Genomic DNA, 17297 nt, shown 5'->3' with positions numbered 1-17297 from the left:
GAAAGGGTTATCGGAGGGATTGTCAGAAGGTATCGCCAACCTCGCCGGTGCTAGCCGACCAGCCCGGCGAGGATCTGGTCCATCACCCGCGAGGCCTTGCCGCCCTCGCCGCCGGCAACCGGGTGGCAACCCGCGCCATTTAAGTGTTTGACCATGTTTTCGATATGGAAGAACTGGATATTCTGCGGATGAGGGATTTCCACCGACTCCGAGCCGCTGGCACTCTCCAGCACCAGAGCCGCATCGGCAAACACGGCAAAGCGGATACTGCCGCGGCTGCCGTGAATTACCACTTCATCGCCGTATTCGGCACAGCCAAAATTCCAGAAGCCGGAACCGGTGGCACCACTATCGAATACCCAGCAGGCGGATACCGCGTCTTCGGCGTCATACAGGTTTTGCTGGTTGACGGCGATGCCCTTGGCGTCGCGAATATCGCCAAGCAGATAAATAAACAGATCCAGACCATGGCAGGCCAGGTCAACAAAGTGGCCGCCACCGGATACGGCAGGATCGGTGCGCCAATTGTATTCCGCCGAAAGGTCCGCATCAGATGGAACCCGCGCATAGCTCCAGTTGATATGGCGCACATCGCCGATTTTGCCTTCATCCAGCCACGTCTTGACCTGCCTGAAACGCGGCAGGGAGCGGCGGTAATACGCGACAAACAATTGTGCGTCACGCCCTGCGAACGCCGCAGCGATTTCTTCGCACTCGGCGAAATTCAGCGCCATCGGTTTTTCCAGACAGCAGTGCTTGTCGGCGGCGGCAATTTTCAGCGCGTACTCGCGGTGGCTGCCCGGGGGAGTCGCCACATAGATGGCATCGATCTCCGGATCCTGAATCAGCGCGTCGGCATTGGCGTAGGTCTTTGGCACACCGTGGCGTTCGGCGTAGTCGGCGAGCTTTGCTTGATCGCGACGCATCACCGCCAGCAGCTCAGAGCCCTGTACCTTGTTAAACGCAGGGCCGCTTTTCAGTTCGGTGACGTTACCGCAGCCAATGATGCCCCAGCGGATCGGGCGGTTATTTTGTTCCATTTATCACAAACTCAGGTCTCAAAGTCTCTGGGGTATCTCAGTCCAGGGGCGGCAGGCTTTCGCGCAGGGCGCTCAGCAGCATGTTGGCAGCGGGGCCGGCGCAATCGCGGTCGGCAAAGAACAGGTACACCATCACATCCCTTTCCCAGGGCTCCTCGGTGTGCAACGGCAACAGGCGGTCGGCGCTGAGCGAATCGCGAATGCGCGGCTCCGGCAACCAGGCAAAGCCCAGGCCGCGTTCGATCAGGTCGATGGAGGTGTGCACATTGGTGACGGTAATACGCTCATCGGAGCCAAGCCAGCCCGCGTCCTGACGATTCTTCAGCGCGGAATCCCGCATCACGATCTGCCGCGTGGCCTTCAAGTCCTCGCGGTTTACCGGGCGGCCCAGGTGGTGCAGGGGGTGATCCGGGTGCGCCACCGGCAGGAATTTCACCCGCGTGAGCGGCTCGCCGACAAACCCTTGGGGGGCCCGGGCGGAGAGAATAAAGTCCACTTCCTGCTGCAGCAGTAACTCTTCGCCGCCCGACAAAACCGTCTCACGGATTTCCAGGCGGGTGTGCGGGTAGACTTCGGCGAAGCGCTCGACCGCGGTAAACAGGGCGTCGTAATCAAACAGCACGTCCACCGCCAGGCGCAGCTGGGCTTCAGTGCCGGCGGCGAGACTCTCGGCGACCGATTCCAGCGCCTCGGCTTCATTCAGCAGACCTCCCGCACGGTTCAGCAGTACGCGCCCGGCGTCGGTGAGTTCCGCCTTGCGCCCGCGCACTTCCAGCAGGGCAATACCCAGGCTTTCCTGCAGTTTGTGCACCGCGTGATTAATGGAAGACTGGCTTTTGTGCACGGCTTCCGCGGCCTGCGAAAAGCCGCCGTACTCCACCACCGCCTGAAACATGCGCCACTGTTCCAAGGTTACCTTGGCCATAGACTTTCCCTTGTCCGGATGCGATCAAAACCGATGCGCTCGAAACGCTCTGCGGTCGATCTGTCAATTTGTTCGAATATTAGCTGCGATTTTTTGCCATTTTCAGGCGATTTTATCGGCTTATACTGCCGGAAATGGAGGAGCAGAACCATGCAAAACGTCACACAGAACAGCGCAAATATCACCGGAACCCGTCCTGCAGCGCGAGTAGTGGCGGGGCATCCCTCCGCTGATGGCGCCGGGGTAAAAATTCATCGTGTCGCAGGTTTCCAGTCTGCGGACTTCAGTCCTTTCCTGATGATCGATGAAATCCGCTCGGAAAACCCCGACGACTACATCGCCGGTTTTCCACCACATCCGCACCGCGGCATCGAGACCCTCACCTATATGTTGAGTGGTGAGTTCGAGCACAAGGACCACCTGGGCAATCGCGGCGCTATTTCCCAGGGCGGCGCCCAGTGGATGCGCGCCGGGCGCGGCATTATTCATTCGGAAATGCCCTCGCAAGGGGAGAGCGGAATGCACGGCTTTCAGCTGTGGATCAACATGCCGGCCAAGGACAAGATGGCAGATCCGGACTGGCGCGATGTGCAGCCGGAGCAGGTGCGCGAAGTCACACTCGATGAGCAGGGCTCGATGATCCGCCTGATCGCGGGCCAGTGGCAGGTCGCCGGCGAGCCGGAATGCGCGCCACTGCTCGATGCCTCTGCCAGCGCCGCTGTGGCCGACCTGCGCCTGGCGGCCGGTGCCGAGATCAAGCTGCCGCTGCCGGCGGCGCACTCGGTGCTGGTGTATATCTACCGCGGCGCGCTGGATACCGGCCGCGGTGTGGTGGAGCGCGGCAATCTGGTGCTGTTTGGCGCAGGCGAATCGCTGCAATTAAATGCAGCCGAGGAAATGGGTGCACTGATCCTGCACGGCAATCCGCTGAATGAACCCATCGCCCATTACGGACCCTTTGTGATGAATACGCGGGAGCAAATCGAGCAGGCCGTGCGCGACTACAATAACGGCACCCTGACCGATTAAATTCAGCCGGGAAATTGCGCTCGCATTAGGGCGTTTTGTAGGGCACGATCCGCGCGCCCTACAAACCTGATGTAACCCCGGTATGGAGATTCCGCGCCCACATGGATGTCTATTACACCTTTTGTTTTATTGCCGCGGCCTCCGTTTTCCTCGGATTTCTCAACCAGTATGTGCTTCGCACCCAGACCACGATTGCGATTACCGCTGGCTCCCTGGCACTGTCGCTGATCGTTACCGGGCTGGGTAAGCTGGAGATCGTTGAACTGCGCGACTGGGCGGCACAGCTGCTGCCACTAATGAATCTGGAAGACCTGCTGTTGAAGGGCATGCTGGGCTTCCTGCTGTTTGCCGGCTCCCTGCATATTGACCTGTATATGCTGCGCAACCAGAAGGTTGAGATCACCGCACTGGCGATCTTCGGCACCCTGATCTCGACCTTTGTGGTCGGTTACCTTCTGTATTTCCTGCTCGGGCTGCTCGGCATGCCGGTGCCGCTGGTGTACTGCCTGTTATTTGGCGCGCTGATTTCCCCCACCGACCCCATCGCAGTGCTGGCGATCATCAAAAACCTGAGGGCGCCGTCGCAGGTGTCGATCCAAGTGGAGGGGGAATCCCTGTTCAACGATGGTTTTGGCATGGTGGTGTTCGCGGTGCTGTATGCGCTGGCGTTTCAGGGCACCGAACCCACATTCGCCGCCATCAGCCATCTGTTTATGGTGGAGGCGTTCGGCGGTATCGCCCTCGGTCTCGCCATCGGCGGGCTATTTCACTGGCTGATCTGCTCCACCAATGACCACAGCCTGGAATTGCTGCTCACCCTGGTGATTCCCACCGCGGGTTTTGCCACCGCCAATATCCTCGGGGTGTCCGGTGCGCTGGCGATGGTGGTATCGGGGATCATTATCGGCAACTTCACCCGCGAACACGGTTTCTCGCGGGTGAGCCAGCACGAACTGGACAACTTCTGGAACATTACCGAAGAGTTTCTGAACGGCATCCTGTTCCTGCTGGTGGGGCTGTTCCTGATCACAATCACCTTCGAGCCCATCGACTACCTGATGATTGTTGCCGCAATCGTGATTGTGCTCATCGGCCGGGTGGCCGCGGTGAGCATTCCATTCCAGTTCCTCAAGCGCCACCGCAGGTACCACCCCTATACCGAACGCATTCTGATCTGGGGGGGGTTGCGCGGTGGTCTGGCGCTGGCGTTGGCGATGTCGATACCGTCTGGAGTCTTAATAAGTCGCGAGGGAGGAGGGGGCACTCAGGACCTGGGGCACCTGTGGGTAGTGATGACCTACGGCGTGGTACTCTTTTCCATCGTGGTTCAGGGCTCCACCATTGCCCCGCTGATACGCCGCAGTCGCGAAGCGAATTATTCCAGCAACGTGCCGCCGCCGAACGCGGGGCAACAGGCGCAATAGACGCAGGCAGATAACGGGCTGCCAGCTTCAAGACCAACGGGTGCCGGGGGGCATCCATCTACAGCACATAAAATTCAAAACAGCGTTATGGCACAAGATAACTTTTTACTTCAGACCGTGATTTTTCTCGGCGCCGCAGTGATCTCGGTACCGCTGGCCAAGCGCCTTGGCTTCGGCTCGGTGCTGGGCTACCTGGTGGCCGGCGTACTGATCGGCCCCTATGCCTTTGGTCTAGTTGGCGACACCAGCGACGAGTTACACTTTGCCGAATTCGGCGTTGCGCTGATGCTATTTCTGATCGGCCTGGAACTACAACCCAGGAAACTGTGGGCACTGCGCGGGGCGATTTTCGGCACCGGTGGCGCCCAGGTGCTGCTGACCGCGCTGGCGGTCTCCGGATTGGCCATCGCCCTGTTTGGTTTTGACTGGCGCAGTGCCACCGCGGTCGGGCTGATCCTGGCGCTATCTTCCACCGCTATCGTGCTGCAATCCCTGTCGGAAAAAAATCTGCTGAAGACCGAGGGCGGGCGCAACGCATTCAGCGTGCTGCTGTTTCAGGACATCGCGGTTATTCCCATCCTGGCCCTGTTGCCGCTGCTGGCGACGGTCGAGATTGCCCCCGATCCCGATGACCTGCAGGGCTGGAGCTATGCGTTTGCGGTGCTGGGTGCAGTGATCGGGCTGATTCTGGCGGGGCGCTACCTGCTGACGCCGCTGCTGCGCATTGTGGTGGGCACCCGCACCCGCGAGCTGTTCACCGCCTGTGCGCTGCTGATCGTATTGAGTGCCGCGGCACTGATGAGCTGGCTGGAACTGTCCCCCGCACTGGGTACCTTTATTGCCGGCGTGGTGCTGGCGGAAAGCGAATTCCGCCACGAGCTGGAAGCGGATATCGAGCCGTTTAAAGGCTTGTTGCTGGGGCTCTTCTTCCTGGCGGTGGGCGCGACCCTGGATCTCGCGCTGGTAATGCAAAAGCCACTGTTGCTGTTCGGTTTACTGCTGTTGATGGTAGTGGTGAAGTTCATCATCCTGTTTGCGCTGGCGCGCATTCGCGGCATGGCGAAAGGGGAGGACTGGCTGTTTGCGCTGTCACTGGCGCAGGCGGGTGAGTTTGGTTTTGTACTGTTGGCCTACGCCAGCCAGAACCACGTTCTGCCGTCGGATGTCAGCAGTATCCTGATCGCGCTGATTGCACTGTCGATGGCATTGACCCCGCTGCTGCTACTGGCATACGAGCAGCTAATCCAGCCGAGATTTTTCTCCGGCCCGCAACTGCCGGATGTTGCCGACAGCGGCCCGCACGACGACGGCTCGCCGGTAATCATCATCGGTTACGGCCGCTACGGCCAGATTGCCGGGCGCATGATCAATGCCTGTGGTTTCGAGACAACCCTGCTGGAGCACAATGCAGAACAGCTGGAGATGGTGCGCCGCTACGGCATCAAGGCCTACTACGGCGATGCGTCCCGCGGCGACTTACTGCACGCCGCCGGCGCCGACAACGCCAAGCTCATCATCCTCACCCTGAGCGATCAGGCTGCGTCGCTGGATATCATTGCGCGCATTCAGAAGCACTTCCCGCACCTCACCATCCTGGCCCGTGCACGGAACCGCATGCACCAGTATGCGTTGATGGAAGCGGGGGTGAAGTATATCTACCGCGAGACCGTCGACAGCGCCATCGAAATCGGTGCGGGTGCGCTGGAGCTGCTGGGACTGTCCAAGCACCAGGCCCTGCGCGCGGCACGCAAATTCAAACAGCACGACCAACGCATGCTGGAATCGCTATTCCCGTACTGGCGCGATGAATCCCAGCATATTGCCCAGACCAAGATCTATCGCGAACAGCTGTTGCAGGCACTGCAGGAAGACCGACGCGACCCAGACCTGCACCTGGATCATCACTGGGACGACGGCGACAACGGAAGTAATAAGCAGCGCAAGCAGAAGAAAGGAAAAAAGGCGGTGCAGCCGGGGCTTTAATACGGGAACTTATTCCGGTGCAATTGCTCTAAACGGGACTGTTTCCTAAAAAATTAATAACGAGACTGCGCCGTGAAAAACCTGTTTGCCCGCCTGCTGCTATGTGGTGGGTTTGCCACACTGACCAGCTTCGCTTTTGCCCAAGTGCAAAGCTCCCCAGCTTCCGCGCCCAAACCGTACACAATCAAAGGCTCGCAGGTTGTGGATATCCACTCGCAAGCCAACGGCAAGGACTACGAGCTGTTCATCAAGCTGCCGCGCTCTTTCCACAACACCGAGCAGCAATACCCGCTGGTGCTGGTCAACGACGCCGACTATGCGTTTCCGTTGATCAGCAGCATCACCCGGCAACTGGGCGACCACGGCAAAAAGATTGAAGAAGTGGTGCTGGTGGGCGTGTCCTATTCCAAGGGCGATAACGGCGGGCTCAGCCGCACCCGGGATTACACACCCACCCCCTCGCCCTATGAAAAAGGTGGCCACTCCGATGCCGCGCGTCGGGCCTCCGGCCAATCGGCGAAATACATCCGCTTTCTCGCCGATGAGGTGCTCCCCTACCTCAGCAAACACTACCGTATCCATCCGCACAAAAAGATTTTTGTGGGGCACTCCTTTGGAGGCCTGCTCGGTGCATCGATTCTGTTCGACCAGCCCGAAGCATTCGACTACTACATCCTTGGCAGCCCATCCCTGTGGTATGACAACAAGGTGATCTTTGCAATGGAATCCGACTATGCCAAGCAGCACAAGGCACTGGATGCGCAGGTGATGATGGTGATCGGCGAATACGAAAACGGTAAACCGCACAGCCATTTCACCATGGTCGACGACATGCTGGCGTTTGAACAGCAATTGGAATCGCGGGATTACGCAGGTCTTGAGGTCACAACCAAGCTGATACCGGAGGAATACCACGTGAGTGTGTTTCCGACACTGATTACCGATGGATTACTGTGGGCAATTCCACGATCGAAGACGCTATAGGTTCGATATCCTCCGCGAAAGCTACTTCTTTTTCGGAGACGCTGTGCTGCCCGCCAGGATACCGCCATCGACCATCAGCTCGGTGCCGGTGACATATTTGGATTCGTCCGATGCGAGATACAGTGCGGCATAGGCCACATCCATCGGCTCGCCCATGGTGCGCAGTGGAATGTCTGCAGCAATTTTCTCGATAGCCTCCTCACGCTCAGCACCCTGACCCAATATCGAATCCCACAGCGGCGTGAGGATGGCGCCGGGGTGAATGGAGTTACAGCGAATGCGGTACCCCTGTTGCGCACAATACAGGGCGACCGATTTGGTGTGGTTGCGAATCGCGGCCTTGCTCGATGCATAAGCCGCAGCGCCGGGTATACCGACATTCCCCGAGCGTGAGGAAAGGTTAACAATACTGCCGTGCGCTGCCGGTTTCATCAGCTTGATCGCTGCCCGGCAACCCATTGCCACCCCCTCCACATTGACCTGGTGGATTTTCTGCCAGCTCGGCAGATTGAAGTTCTCCGGATCAAAGGGACCTTCGGTTTCCATAAAACCGGTAATACCGGCATTGTTGACCAGAATATCCAGCCTGCCGAACTGTTGCTCAATGGCGCTGGAAATCGAATCCCACTGGGACTCTTCGGCCACATCCAGATGGATATAGCGCGCTGCTCCGCCGATTTCAGAACACACTGCCTGGCCCAGGGCATCGTCGATATCGCTGAGAATGACGGTGGCCCCTTCTTGCTCAAACAACTCGGCGACCGCGCGCCCGATGCCTTTGGCGGCGCCAGTCACCAGCGCGACTTTATTTTCCAGTCGATGCATTTCGTGCGACCCCAATAATCAGTTATTCGGTTCCGGTGTTTGCCGGGGAGGCACGGCAAACTGCGCGCGCAAATAATTCACCAGTCTTTTAAGCTGTTCTTCATCCATTTTGTCGGCGAACCCGGGCATCATTTTTTCCTCACCATCAATGGTGCGACTAATGCCTTCCAGTATTGCCTGGCGCAAGTTGTGATCGTCTTTCGCGCCAACGGTTGAGTTCCGAATCAGCGATGGATAGTAACCATCCTTACTGCCGGTCCCGTCCACCCCGTGGCAGGTCGCGCAAAACCCCAGGTACAGTCGCGCACCATCGGCCTTTTTTCTTGGATCAATATCCCGCGACAACGGGTTACCGCGCAGGATGACCACGTCGGTGGCGGGGTTGCCGAGGCTCTGCCGCGGCATTCTGACTCTGCCTTTTACGGGGGGGATGTCCCGCAGGTACGTCACGATTGCGGCTATGTCACTGTCTTGCATGTTGGCGAGACTGTTTTCGATCGCCTCGGCCATGGAGCCGCCGGCCTGGGCCAGGCGGTTTACATGGCCGGTCTTTAAATACTGTGTCAGCTGCTCTTCTGTCCACTTGCCAATACCGCCGATTGGATCCGGCGTAATGTTGTACGCCTCCCAACCATCCAACACCGGGCCACCGGCGAGGAATCCTTTCTTGGTTTCGTCAAACGCTTTTGCCTGAAAGGCTAGGCCGCGGGGTGTATGGCACTCGCCGCAATGGGCTGGCCCCTGCACGAGGTAAGCACCGCGGTTCCAGGCATCACTTTTTTGCGGGTTCGGCGCAAAGGGTTTGTTGGGTGTAAACAGCAAATTCCAAAAATAGAGCGGCCAGCGTGCACTGAGTAATTGCGGGATTTTATTCGCTGGAGGTCTTTCATGTACCGGTGCGACACCGAACAGGAAATAGGCATACAGTGCCTTGATATCCTCATCGGTAATCTTCGCGTAGGAAACATATGGCATCGCCGGGTACAGGTTGCGCCCATCCTTGCCAACGCCTTCGCGCAGCGCGCGCTCGAATTCCTGCAGGGTCCAACCGCCGATACCGGTGGCAATATCCGGAGTGATGTTACTTGAATACAGTGTCCCCAAGAGCGGCACATGCATTGCACGCCCACCGGCATAGACTGAGCCACCCTCTGCGGTGTGGCAGGCTTTGCAATCAGCGGCAACCGACAGGTAGCGCCCCTTTTCAATCAGATCGGCGCGGTTCAGCTCCTTATTCACGGAGGCGGCCGCTGCTTCATCCCAGATTTCTTGCGCAACCGCATGCCAGCCGGCCAATAGACTGCCGACGAGTGCGATGGAAATTACATAGAGCCAGAGAAGACGCCGGTGCATCGCTGCTCACCCCTCCCTGAGCAGGGTGTCTGCCAGGCGCAGGGCAAGCGCGGCAATCGTCAGCGTTACGTTGACGGTACCCACGGAAGGCATCACCGAGCTGCCCGCAACAAACAGGTTGGGGTGGTCGAAGGTCCGGCAGTCCTTGTCGACAACCGAGTCCTCCGCACTGCTACCCATAATCGTGGTGCCGGTGATGTGATTGTTGGGAGCAAAGTCGTTGGCAAAGGTGACCTCGCTACCGCCCATCAGCTTGGCGATTTCCGCGTAGTGTTCACGGGTGTGTGCGGCGCTTTTCACCACATAGTTATCGATCGCGTAGGTAATTTGCGGACGCGGAATGCCGCTGGCGTCTTTTTCCGTGCTGCTGGGCTGAATGCGGTTTTGTGGCTGGGGTAAGATCTCGTGGAAACTGTTGAATTCCACATAGGTGGCGGCACGCTCGCGCAGTTGCTCGGTGAGACCAAGTACACCCACCGTTCCAGATTTTTGTAGTACCGCCTCGGTCGCTTTGTGTATCGCAGAGCCGTTCGACAAATGCAGTTTCTTGCCGGCGTATTCGCTGCGAAATGCACCGTCGCGAAAGCCAATGACCGAGGTCATCTCCTGAGGCCCACGTCCGGGCCACAACCGTTCATCGGCGTAGAAGTGGACGCCGGTACCCGGGTGATCCATCAGATTGCGCCCCACCATGTCCGAGCGATTGCCGATCCCGTTCGGGTGGTCGCGCGCCTCTGAGATCAGCATAAGTTTTGGCGTTTCGATGCCGTTCGCCGCGAGCACAAATTTCTTGCCGGTTACGCGATGACTTTCACCGCGGGGGTCCTTGTATTCCGCAGCGACAATCCGGTCACCCTCGGTCACGAGCCTGTTGACTACGGCGCTATCAATCAACTCTGCGCCATTGGCCTCGGCTTTCTCCACATGGACGATGCCGTTATACATGGCGCCAATCGGACAAATTGGCATGCAGTTATTGTTGCCGCAGCAGGTTGGTCGACCATCGTAAGGGCGGCTGTTGCGGGCGACGGGTTCGGTAACCACTTGCCAGGCGGGGTTGTGCCGGTTCATGCGCGTTTTGAGCCGCGCGTCATTGTAGGAGAGGGGCAAGGGCTGCATGGGGTAGGCCGCGCTGCGCGGTGAACCCAGCTCTTCATCTTTTGGCCCCCACACACCCAGTTCCTGTTCGGCGCGGTAGTACCAAGGCTCCAGATCGCTATATTCAATCGGCCAGTCCCGGCCAACCCCGTACAGACTTTTCAGCTTGAAGTCATTCGGCAAAAAGCGCCAACAGGAAGCCGCCCAGTGCCAGGTGGTGCCACCCACCACGCGAATATACTGTTGCTTGAATTTGTGGCTGCCCTTGAAGATCAGATAGTTGTTGGCGAATTCACCGTACTGCGGATGGGGTGCCCAGCGGGGTGACCGATAAGCGGCCATAAAGTCGGTCTTATCCAACTGGTTGCGAAACCGTTCCACCGTGCGCCAGCGCGCGACGCGCGGCCCCGCCTCGAGAATAAGCACGGATTTCCCCGCCCTGGCCAGCTCGTTGGCCACCAGTGCACCAGCCACCCCCGACCCGATTACCACATACTCCGCATCCCTGCTCGCCAAACCTAGATCCTCTTGAATTTCAGCTGTGGGGCCCTGGCCCAATCGCCGGGTTTGCCGGTGCAATAGCTGGGTACGGGAAGGGCATCCGAGGTGAGTCGATACATCAGTGCACGCTCATAGGTCACCAGCGTTGTGCCAACGGTACCGAGAAACCAGGCCGCGATAATCAATTGCGCGACCGGTGAATGGCGTTCGGCTTCACCGGGTTCGTCAGGCAAAAGATCGAGCTGCTGCGCAAAGCTCGGGTACTGGTCATTGAGCGCCACCAACAAGCGCGCCGCCACTCTTCGGTCTAATGGGGTATCGATGGGCAGTGGATAAAACAGCTTCTGTGACACGGAAAAAAATTTTTCCAGGCGGTGCAAGGCGCTTTCGGCACTGTCCGGCAAACGTTGCGACTGAGAGAAAACCGGCGCCACACTGCCGCCCACAAGGCTGGCACCTAAGACAAGTTGATGGCGGACAAATCTGCGTCGGGCAAGGCAGTTCGGCGCTGCGCTCGCAACTGCCCGCGCTTGCTCATCTTTGCACTTACCAGAGCCCACACCGCCCTCACAGAGTAACTCGCCATCCGTTACTGGCAGTATAGATAAGGCTGAGAGAGGGCCGCCGGAAAGAACAGTTACCCAGCGTAAATGGCAAAACTAGGACAATGGAACTGTTCGGCGGTTGTGCCCCGGCACCCACTCCGCACATGTAAGGATGAACCTCACGGCGCCTGCTCGACAAAGATGAGTGAGCGAGTATCAAAGCCGAGGGACTCAGCGCGGTTGATAAACCGCTGCTTCACCGCCTCATCCACGGTCGGCGTGCGGGACAGCAACCACAGATAAGAGCGGCTTGGACCCGCAACCATTGCATAGCGATAGTCCTGATCCAGATCGAAAATGATATAGGACCCGTAGAAGGGGCCGAAGAAGGAGACTTTCAGGTGGCCAATGTTGGGCGCGCCGACAAAGTATGCCTTGCCCTCTGCCTGCTGCCATTTGCCTTTTTCGGCATCGAACCCGCGGTTGACCACTCTGACACCGCCGTCTTCACGCATAGCGTACTCGGCAGTCACCCGAGTTAAGCCCCGCTCAAAAGAGTGGTCCAGGCGCGCGATCTCATACCATTTGCCCAAATAAGGCTCGAGGCGGAAGTCATCAATAGGTGTGACGCCCTGGGGTATCCCCGTACAGGCCGCATGCAGAATACTGACGGCAACCAGTAGTGAAACAGCGAGTTTCCTCAACGGCATCTTGCAACCCTCCGCGCGCGACCGCTCAATCATTCGTGCCTCTTAATTCACCCTAGCTCAGGCAACAGGACACTTCACTGGCCAGAATGAACCCCGCAGGAACATCCCTCTTTGGACGAAACGTTCGCCGATACTAGACTACCGGGCACCTCGACCCAGCCAGCCGAGCGCACACTCTGTGATCTCTATGGCCGCGTCGATTTATTGCGGAGGTTTAACTATGCAATCGGTAAACGCTGTACTCACCAAATTCTTTTTCGCACCTCTTATGCTCACCGCACTCGCGTGCATGCCCCTCAAAGCAGACGAAAGTAAAACCATCGCGGAAAACGCCGCAAATGCTGAGGCGCTGTCAACGTTAGTTGCCGCAGTTAAGGCCGCCGAATTGGTCGACTCACTGAAAGGCGATGGCCCATTTACGGTATTTGCCCCCACCAACGATGCCTTCGCTGCGCTGCCCGCGGGTACCGTGGAAATGTTGTTGAAGCCAGAAAACAAAGACAAACTGAAAAAAATCCTCACTTACCATGTGGTTCCCAGCAAAGCCACCGCGGAAATGGTGGTAGGACTGATTAAACAGGGCGGTGGCCATGCGAAAGTGAAGACGGTGGAAGGTGACGAGCTCACCCTGAAAATGATGGGTGACAAAGTGACCATAACCGATGCGAAAGGCAATACCGTAAACGTTGTTCAGGCAGACATCATGAATTCAAATGGTGTGGTGCATGTAATCGATGGTGTATTGATGCCGAGCAAGTAATTGCTTCGACACGCAATTACGGTAAATACGAAAACGGCAGCGCAGACGGCGCTGCCGTTTTCTTTTGTGCTAAATCCAAGTTCAGCCTGGTATGAGCGACAGGAAATACGCAGGTCGACTACATTTGCTTACCCGTATCGAAATGGTCACTCGCCCGCTGTGCGTCAACAGCCGTCGAGGCCGGATTGGTCGACCAATAATCTCACTTTGTTGGTTTATTGCTTTACACCAACTAAGCAGCGCACTTAGTCTCGGGAGTATCGTTATTCGCAGGAAAATATAATGATAAACCAGCAGAGCAAGCACAAGATTTTTCACCTCACGGCATGGGCCTGTCTCGGTATTTTGTTATCTGCATGCCACAGCGGACCAGAACAAAAGCCTGCAAAACCGACAAATCTTGAGACAGCGGCGGTCGTTGTTCCGGGGTCTCTGGTGGATCTGCGCAACTGGAAGATCACCTTGCCCATGGACAGCAATGGTGACGGCAAGATTGATGAAGTTGGGCCACCCAATATCATGCGCCTGTATGAGCCCCGCTTCTTTTACGGCAACGAAAAGGGTGAGCTGGTATTCACTGCGCCAAACAAGGCCATTACCACCGCGAATTCCACCAACACTCGCAGTGAGCTGCGGCAGATGATCGACCCGGTGAAATCCAAGACCAAGGCGCCCGGGAATAACTTTGTGCTGGCATCGCACCCCAAGGCAAATGAATACGGTGCGATCGGTGGCCGCTTGTCGGCGACCCTGGCGGTCAATCATGTAGCGGTCGAGGCTGCGCACCCCAATAAAAAACCGGCTTTCTCTGTGGTTGTCGGCCAAATACATGCCGGTAAAGACGCGAACCTTCTCGACGCTGGTTTCGGTTACGGCAACGAACCGCTCAAGATTTACTACAAGAAGTGGCCAGGTCACGAATACGGTTCCGTATTCTGGACCTACGAGCGCAATCTGGAAAAAGACAACCCCAACCGTACCGATATCGCTTATCCGGTATGGGGCAACACCTGGGAGTCCGCGGAGAACCCAGGCGACAAGGGCATCAAGCTCAATGAATCATTTAGCTATACGGTCGATGTAGTCGACAATGTCATGCAGCTCACCTTTGAAGCGGCGAATAAACCGCGCGTGGAATACACCATCGACCTTGCCAACAACGTTGACGCCAACGGTGAAGTAGACCCACTGGATAATCCCGCAGGCTATAGCGGTGACTGGTTCTACTTCAAGGCTGGCGCCTACAACCAGTGCAGCAGCAAAAATCAGCAGGGTATGTGGTATGCAGGCTGTGCCGGCTCGGGAATATGGGAGCAAGATCGCACTGGAGGTCACTATGCGCAGGCCAGTTTTACTTCCATCGAGTTAAACTGATCACTGAAAAATATCCATATAAAAAAGCCCGCGCAAAAAACGCGGGCTTTTTTATTTGAGAGCACTAGCACTCTCCTGAAAAACAATAACTATTCTACGGTCACCGATTTCGCCAGATTGCGCGGTTGATCCACGTCGGTGCCTTTCAGCAACGCTACGTGATAGCTCAATAGCTGCAGCGGTACGGTATACAGAATAGGCTGCAGACTTTCCGGTGCATCCGGCACCTCTACCACGGTGAGTCCTTCCTCGCTGTGGAATCCGGCCTCGGGGCTGGCAAAGACAAACAGCTCACCGCCACGCGCGCGCACTTCCTGCAGATTGGATTTCAGCTTTTCCAGCAGCTCGTCGTTAGGCGCGACGACGATAACCGGCATATCCGCATCGACCAAGGCGAGCGGGCCGTGTTTGAGTTCACCGGCTGGATAGGCCTCGGCGTGGATATAAGAAATTTCCTTGAGCTTGAGTGCTCCTTCCAATGCGATCGGATACTCCACACCGCGCCCCAGAAACAACGCATGATTTTTTTCCGCGAAGGCTTCACTGGTAGCCGCTACCAGCGCGTCCAGGCCGGTGAATTTTTCCATCAGTTTCGGCAACTGGTGTAAGGCACTGATCAGCTGTGCTTCGCGGTCGCCATCCATGCCATTGGCTTTGGCCAATGCGATGCAGAAAATTTGCAGCGCGACCAACTGCGTGGTGAAAGCCTTGGTGGAGGCGACACCAATTTCCGGACCCGCTTCGGTCATCAGATGCAGCTCGGACTCGCGCACCAGTGAACTGTTGGGTACGTTGCAGATAGTCATAGAGGCGAGATAACCCAGCTCCTTGGCCTGGCGCAGGGCGGCCAGGGTATCGGCAGTCTCGCCCGACTGGGAGATGGTGACAAATAAAGTGCCGGGGCGTACCGCGGTCTTGCGGTAGCGAATTTCGCTGGCCACTTCCACGGAGCAGGGCACCCCGGCCCAGTCTTCAATCCAGTAACGGGCAACCAAACCGGCGTGGTAGCTGGTGCCGCAGGCAACAATCTGTACCTGTTTTACTTTTGGCAGAATTTCATTGGCGGCGGTACCCAGTGCCTGCGACAGCACCGAGTGCTCGCCGATGCGCCCGGCCATGGTTGCTTCCACCACCTTGGGCTGCTCAAAAATTTCCTTCTGCATATAGTGGCGATAGCGGCCCTTGTCCGCGGCATCGTGACCACCTTGCAACTTGTTTACCGGGCGGCTGACTTCTTCGCCGGTTTTATCCCAGATCGCAATGGCGTCGCGGGTCACCTCGGCCAGGTCGCCTTCTTCGAGGAAAATAAAGCGGTCGGTCACCTGTTGCAAAGCCATGGGGTCGGAAGCAATAAAGTTTTCCTCGATACCGACGCCAATCACCAGTGGGCTACCCAGTCGCGCACACACCAGGTGTTCGGGCTCCTTGGCAGATACAACCCCAAGGGCATAGGCGCCGTGCAGTCTTTTGGTGGCATCAGAAACCGCTTCAAGCAGGTTGCGCCCCTCGCTGGCGAGAGAGTGAATCAGGTGTACCACTACCTCGGTGTCCGTTTCCGACTGGAACTCGTAGCCTTTTGCGAGCAATTCTTCGCGCAGCTCCTGGTAGTTTTCGATGATGCCGTTGTGCACCAGGGCGAAGTCACCGGATACATGCGGGTGCGAATTTTTGTCGGAGGGCACGCCGTGGGTGGCCCAGCGGGTGTGCGCAATACCGAGCTGACCGGAAGTGGGATTCTCATCCAGCGCAGATTCGAGATCGGCAACCTTGCCCTGGGTTTTGCGCAGCTGTAATTTGCCGTCGCCGTTCACCAGACACACGCCGGCCGAGTCATAGCCACGGTATTCCAACCGGCGCAGGCCCTCGAGAAGGATACCGGTTACGTTGCGTTGCCCCAGGGCACCGACGATTCCACACATCTTGTTAACCTCAATTATTTATTGCTGTGCGAACGCTACTTGGCGTCCGCGCAAATCACCCGCAGCCCTCTGCTTTCGAGCTGCGCACAAACCTTGTCTTCAATACCGCTATCGGTGACCAGGGTGCCGAACATTTCCCAGCTCAACTCCAGATTAGGGATACGGCGCCCGACCTTGCTGGACTCCGCCATCACAATCACCTCGCGAGCGACATCCGCCATCACTCGTGACAGGCCGATCTGTTCGTTGAAAGTGCAGGTACCCCGATCAAGGTCGATACCATCGGCGCCAATAAAGGCCTGATCAAAGTCGTAACCACGCAATACCTGCTCGGCCACCTGCCCCTGAAAAGCCTCGAAGTGCGGATCCCAGGTGCCGCCGGTCATCAGCAGGGTGGGTTCGTTTTCCAGCTCGCGCAGCTGATTGGCCACGTGCAGGGAGTTGGTCATCACCACCAGGCCGCGCTTGTGGTTAAGCTCCGGAATCAGGCCGGTGGTGGTGCGGCCGTAGTCGATAACAATGCGGTTGTGATCGCGGATCAGCTCTGCGGCGGCGCGACCGATGGCGCGTTTGGTTTGCGACAGCGTGTCTTCCGTCATCAATTCCCGGGGCAGGGGGATGGCACCACCGTGGCGACGCAGCAGCAGGCCGCTGTCTTCCATGGCCGCCAGATCCTTTCGGATCGTAACTTCCGATGTTTCGAACCGACGCGCCAATTCTTCGACACTGGCTTCGCCGGCCTCGTTGATCAGGCTTAGTATCTGGTGACGCCTCTGCTGGGTATTCCGTTTCGACATGGTTTCACATCTTTCGTTTCGAAAGATAAT

At 57.6% G+C, this 17297-nt stretch carries 15 protein-coding genes; 6 read left to right on the top strand and 9 right to left on the bottom strand.

The features are described from left to right. Window positions 1-50 precede the first annotated feature (50 nt). Complete coding sequence (locus KUV22_RS10625; RefSeq protein ID WP_222230935.1) at window positions 51-1040, bottom strand: Gfo/Idh/MocA family protein; 990 nt, start codon at window positions 1038-1040, stop codon at window positions 51-53. 37 nt (window positions 1041-1077) lie between these two features. Continuing rightward, window positions 1078-1965, bottom strand: a complete 888-nt coding sequence (locus KUV22_RS10620) for a LysR family transcriptional regulator (protein WP_222230933.1) — start codon at window positions 1963-1965, stop codon at window positions 1078-1080. A 150-nt stretch (window positions 1966-2115) separates the two neighbouring features. On the opposite strand from KUV22_RS10620, the gene KUV22_RS10615 reads away from it, so the two are divergent. From KUV22_RS10615 to KUV22_RS10600, 4 genes are all read left to right on the top strand, one after another. Beyond that, window positions 2116-2994: a pirin family protein gene (locus tag KUV22_RS10615; RefSeq protein WP_222230931.1), complete on the top strand. Its 879-nt coding sequence runs from the start codon at window positions 2116-2118 to the stop codon at window positions 2992-2994. A 101-nt stretch (window positions 2995-3095) separates the two neighbouring features. After that, window positions 3096-4418: a cation:proton antiporter gene (locus KUV22_RS10610; RefSeq protein WP_222230929.1), complete on the top strand. Its 1323-nt coding sequence runs from the start codon at window positions 3096-3098 to the stop codon at window positions 4416-4418. A gap of 87 nt (window positions 4419-4505) precedes the next feature. Beyond that, on the top strand, window positions 4506-6401 hold the full coding sequence (locus KUV22_RS10605) for a monovalent cation:proton antiporter-2 (CPA2) family protein (protein ID WP_222230927.1): 1896 nt from the start codon (window positions 4506-4508) through the stop codon (window positions 6399-6401). 72 nt (window positions 6402-6473) lie between these two features. Continuing rightward, on the top strand, window positions 6474-7385 hold the full coding sequence (locus tag KUV22_RS10600) for an alpha/beta hydrolase (protein WP_222230924.1): 912 nt from the start codon (window positions 6474-6476) through the stop codon (window positions 7383-7385). A 21-nt stretch (window positions 7386-7406) separates the two neighbouring features. On the opposite strand, the gene KUV22_RS10595 is transcribed toward KUV22_RS10600, so the two are convergent. The 5 genes from KUV22_RS10595 to KUV22_RS10575 form a co-directional block, all read right to left on the bottom strand. Further along, on the bottom strand, window positions 7407-8210 hold the full coding sequence (locus tag KUV22_RS10595) for a glucose 1-dehydrogenase (protein WP_222230922.1): 804 nt from the start codon (window positions 8208-8210) through the stop codon (window positions 7407-7409). A gap of 18 nt (window positions 8211-8228) precedes the next feature. Continuing rightward, window positions 8229-9563 carry a c-type cytochrome gene (locus KUV22_RS10590; protein WP_261319377.1) on the bottom strand — a complete coding sequence of 445 codons (1335 nt, stop codon included), beginning with the start codon at window positions 9561-9563 and terminating at the stop codon, window positions 8229-8231. A gap of 6 nt (window positions 9564-9569) precedes the next feature. Further along, complete coding sequence (locus KUV22_RS10585) at window positions 9570-11177, bottom strand: GMC family oxidoreductase (RefSeq protein ID WP_261319376.1); 1608 nt, start codon at window positions 11175-11177, stop codon at window positions 9570-9572. Between the two features lie 2 nt (window positions 11178-11179). Beyond that, window positions 11180-11722: a sugar dehydrogenase complex small subunit gene (locus tag KUV22_RS10580; protein WP_315857537.1), complete on the bottom strand. Its 543-nt coding sequence runs from the start codon at window positions 11720-11722 to the stop codon at window positions 11180-11182. 164 nt (window positions 11723-11886) lie between these two features. Beyond that, the gene (locus KUV22_RS10575) at window positions 11887-12450 is read right to left on the bottom strand and encodes a lipocalin family protein (RefSeq protein ID WP_261319375.1); all 564 of its coding nucleotides are present in this window, start codon (window positions 12448-12450) and stop codon (window positions 11887-11889) included. 187 nt (window positions 12451-12637) lie between these two features. On the opposite strand from KUV22_RS10575, the gene KUV22_RS10570 reads away from it, so the two are divergent. Further along, window positions 12638-13177, top strand: a complete 540-nt coding sequence (locus KUV22_RS10570) for a fasciclin domain-containing protein (RefSeq protein ID WP_222230918.1) — start codon at window positions 12638-12640, stop codon at window positions 13175-13177. 282 nt (window positions 13178-13459) lie between these two features. Then, a complete protein-coding gene (locus tag KUV22_RS10565; RefSeq protein WP_222230917.1) occupies window positions 13460-14551 on the top strand; it encodes a polysaccharide lyase family 7 protein in 1092 nt (363 codons plus the stop codon). 89 nt (window positions 14552-14640) lie between these two features. Here the strand turns inward: KUV22_RS10565 and glmS are convergent, their stop codons facing one another. Both glmS and KUV22_RS10555 read right to left on the bottom strand, forming a co-directional pair. Beyond that, complete coding sequence (glmS, locus tag KUV22_RS10560; RefSeq protein WP_222230916.1) at window positions 14641-16470, bottom strand: glutamine--fructose-6-phosphate transaminase (isomerizing); 1830 nt, start codon at window positions 16468-16470, stop codon at window positions 14641-14643. 35 nt (window positions 16471-16505) lie between these two features. Then, a complete protein-coding gene (locus KUV22_RS10555) occupies window positions 16506-17267 on the bottom strand; it encodes a DeoR/GlpR family DNA-binding transcription regulator (RefSeq protein WP_222230914.1) in 762 nt (253 codons plus the stop codon). Window positions 17268-17297: the final 30 nt, after the last annotated feature.

Source organism: Microbulbifer agarilyticus, from assembly GCF_019800665.1.
Classification (GTDB): Bacteria; Pseudomonadota; Gammaproteobacteria; order Pseudomonadales; family Cellvibrionaceae; genus Microbulbifer; species Microbulbifer agarilyticus_C.
This window is presented reverse-complemented; position numbering and strand designations above follow the sequence as displayed.

Bases quoted from the DNA above. Each gene is read 5' to 3' on its own strand.
- KUV22_RS10575 (WP_261319375.1), bottom strand. From the start codon at position 12,450: ATGATTGAGCGGTCGCGCGCGGAGGGTTGCAAGATGCCGTTGAGGAAA.
- KUV22_RS10565 (WP_222230917.1), top strand. From the start codon at position 13,460: ATGATAAACCAGCAGAGCAAGCACAAGATTTTTCACCTCACGGCATGG.
- KUV22_RS10610 (WP_222230929.1), top strand. From the start codon at position 3,096: ATGGATGTCTATTACACCTTTTGTTTTATTGCCGCGGCCTCCGTTTTC.
- KUV22_RS10605 (WP_222230927.1), top strand. From the start codon at position 4,506: ATGGCACAAGATAACTTTTTACTTCAGACCGTGATTTTTCTCGGCGCC.
- KUV22_RS10615 (WP_222230931.1), top strand. From the start codon at position 2,116: ATGCAAAACGTCACACAGAACAGCGCAAATATCACCGGAACCCGTCCT.
- KUV22_RS10570 (WP_222230918.1), top strand. From the start codon at position 12,638: ATGCAATCGGTAAACGCTGTACTCACCAAATTCTTTTTCGCACCTCTT.
- KUV22_RS10555 (WP_222230914.1), bottom strand. From the start codon at position 17,267: ATGTCGAAACGGAATACCCAGCAGAGGCGTCACCAGATACTAAGCCTG.
- KUV22_RS10620 (WP_222230933.1), bottom strand. From the start codon at position 1,965: ATGGCCAAGGTAACCTTGGAACAGTGGCGCATGTTTCAGGCGGTGGTG.
- KUV22_RS10590 (WP_261319377.1), bottom strand. From the start codon at position 9,563: ATGCACCGGCGTCTTCTCTGGCTCTATGTAATTTCCATCGCACTCGTC.
- glmS (WP_222230916.1), bottom strand. From the start codon at position 16,470: ATGTGTGGAATCGTCGGTGCCCTGGGGCAACGCAACGTAACCGGTATC.
- KUV22_RS10595 (WP_222230922.1), bottom strand. From the start codon at position 8,210: ATGCATCGACTGGAAAATAAAGTCGCGCTGGTGACTGGCGCCGCCAAA.
- KUV22_RS10625 (WP_222230935.1), bottom strand. From the start codon at position 1,040: ATGGAACAAAATAACCGCCCGATCCGCTGGGGCATCATTGGCTGCGGT.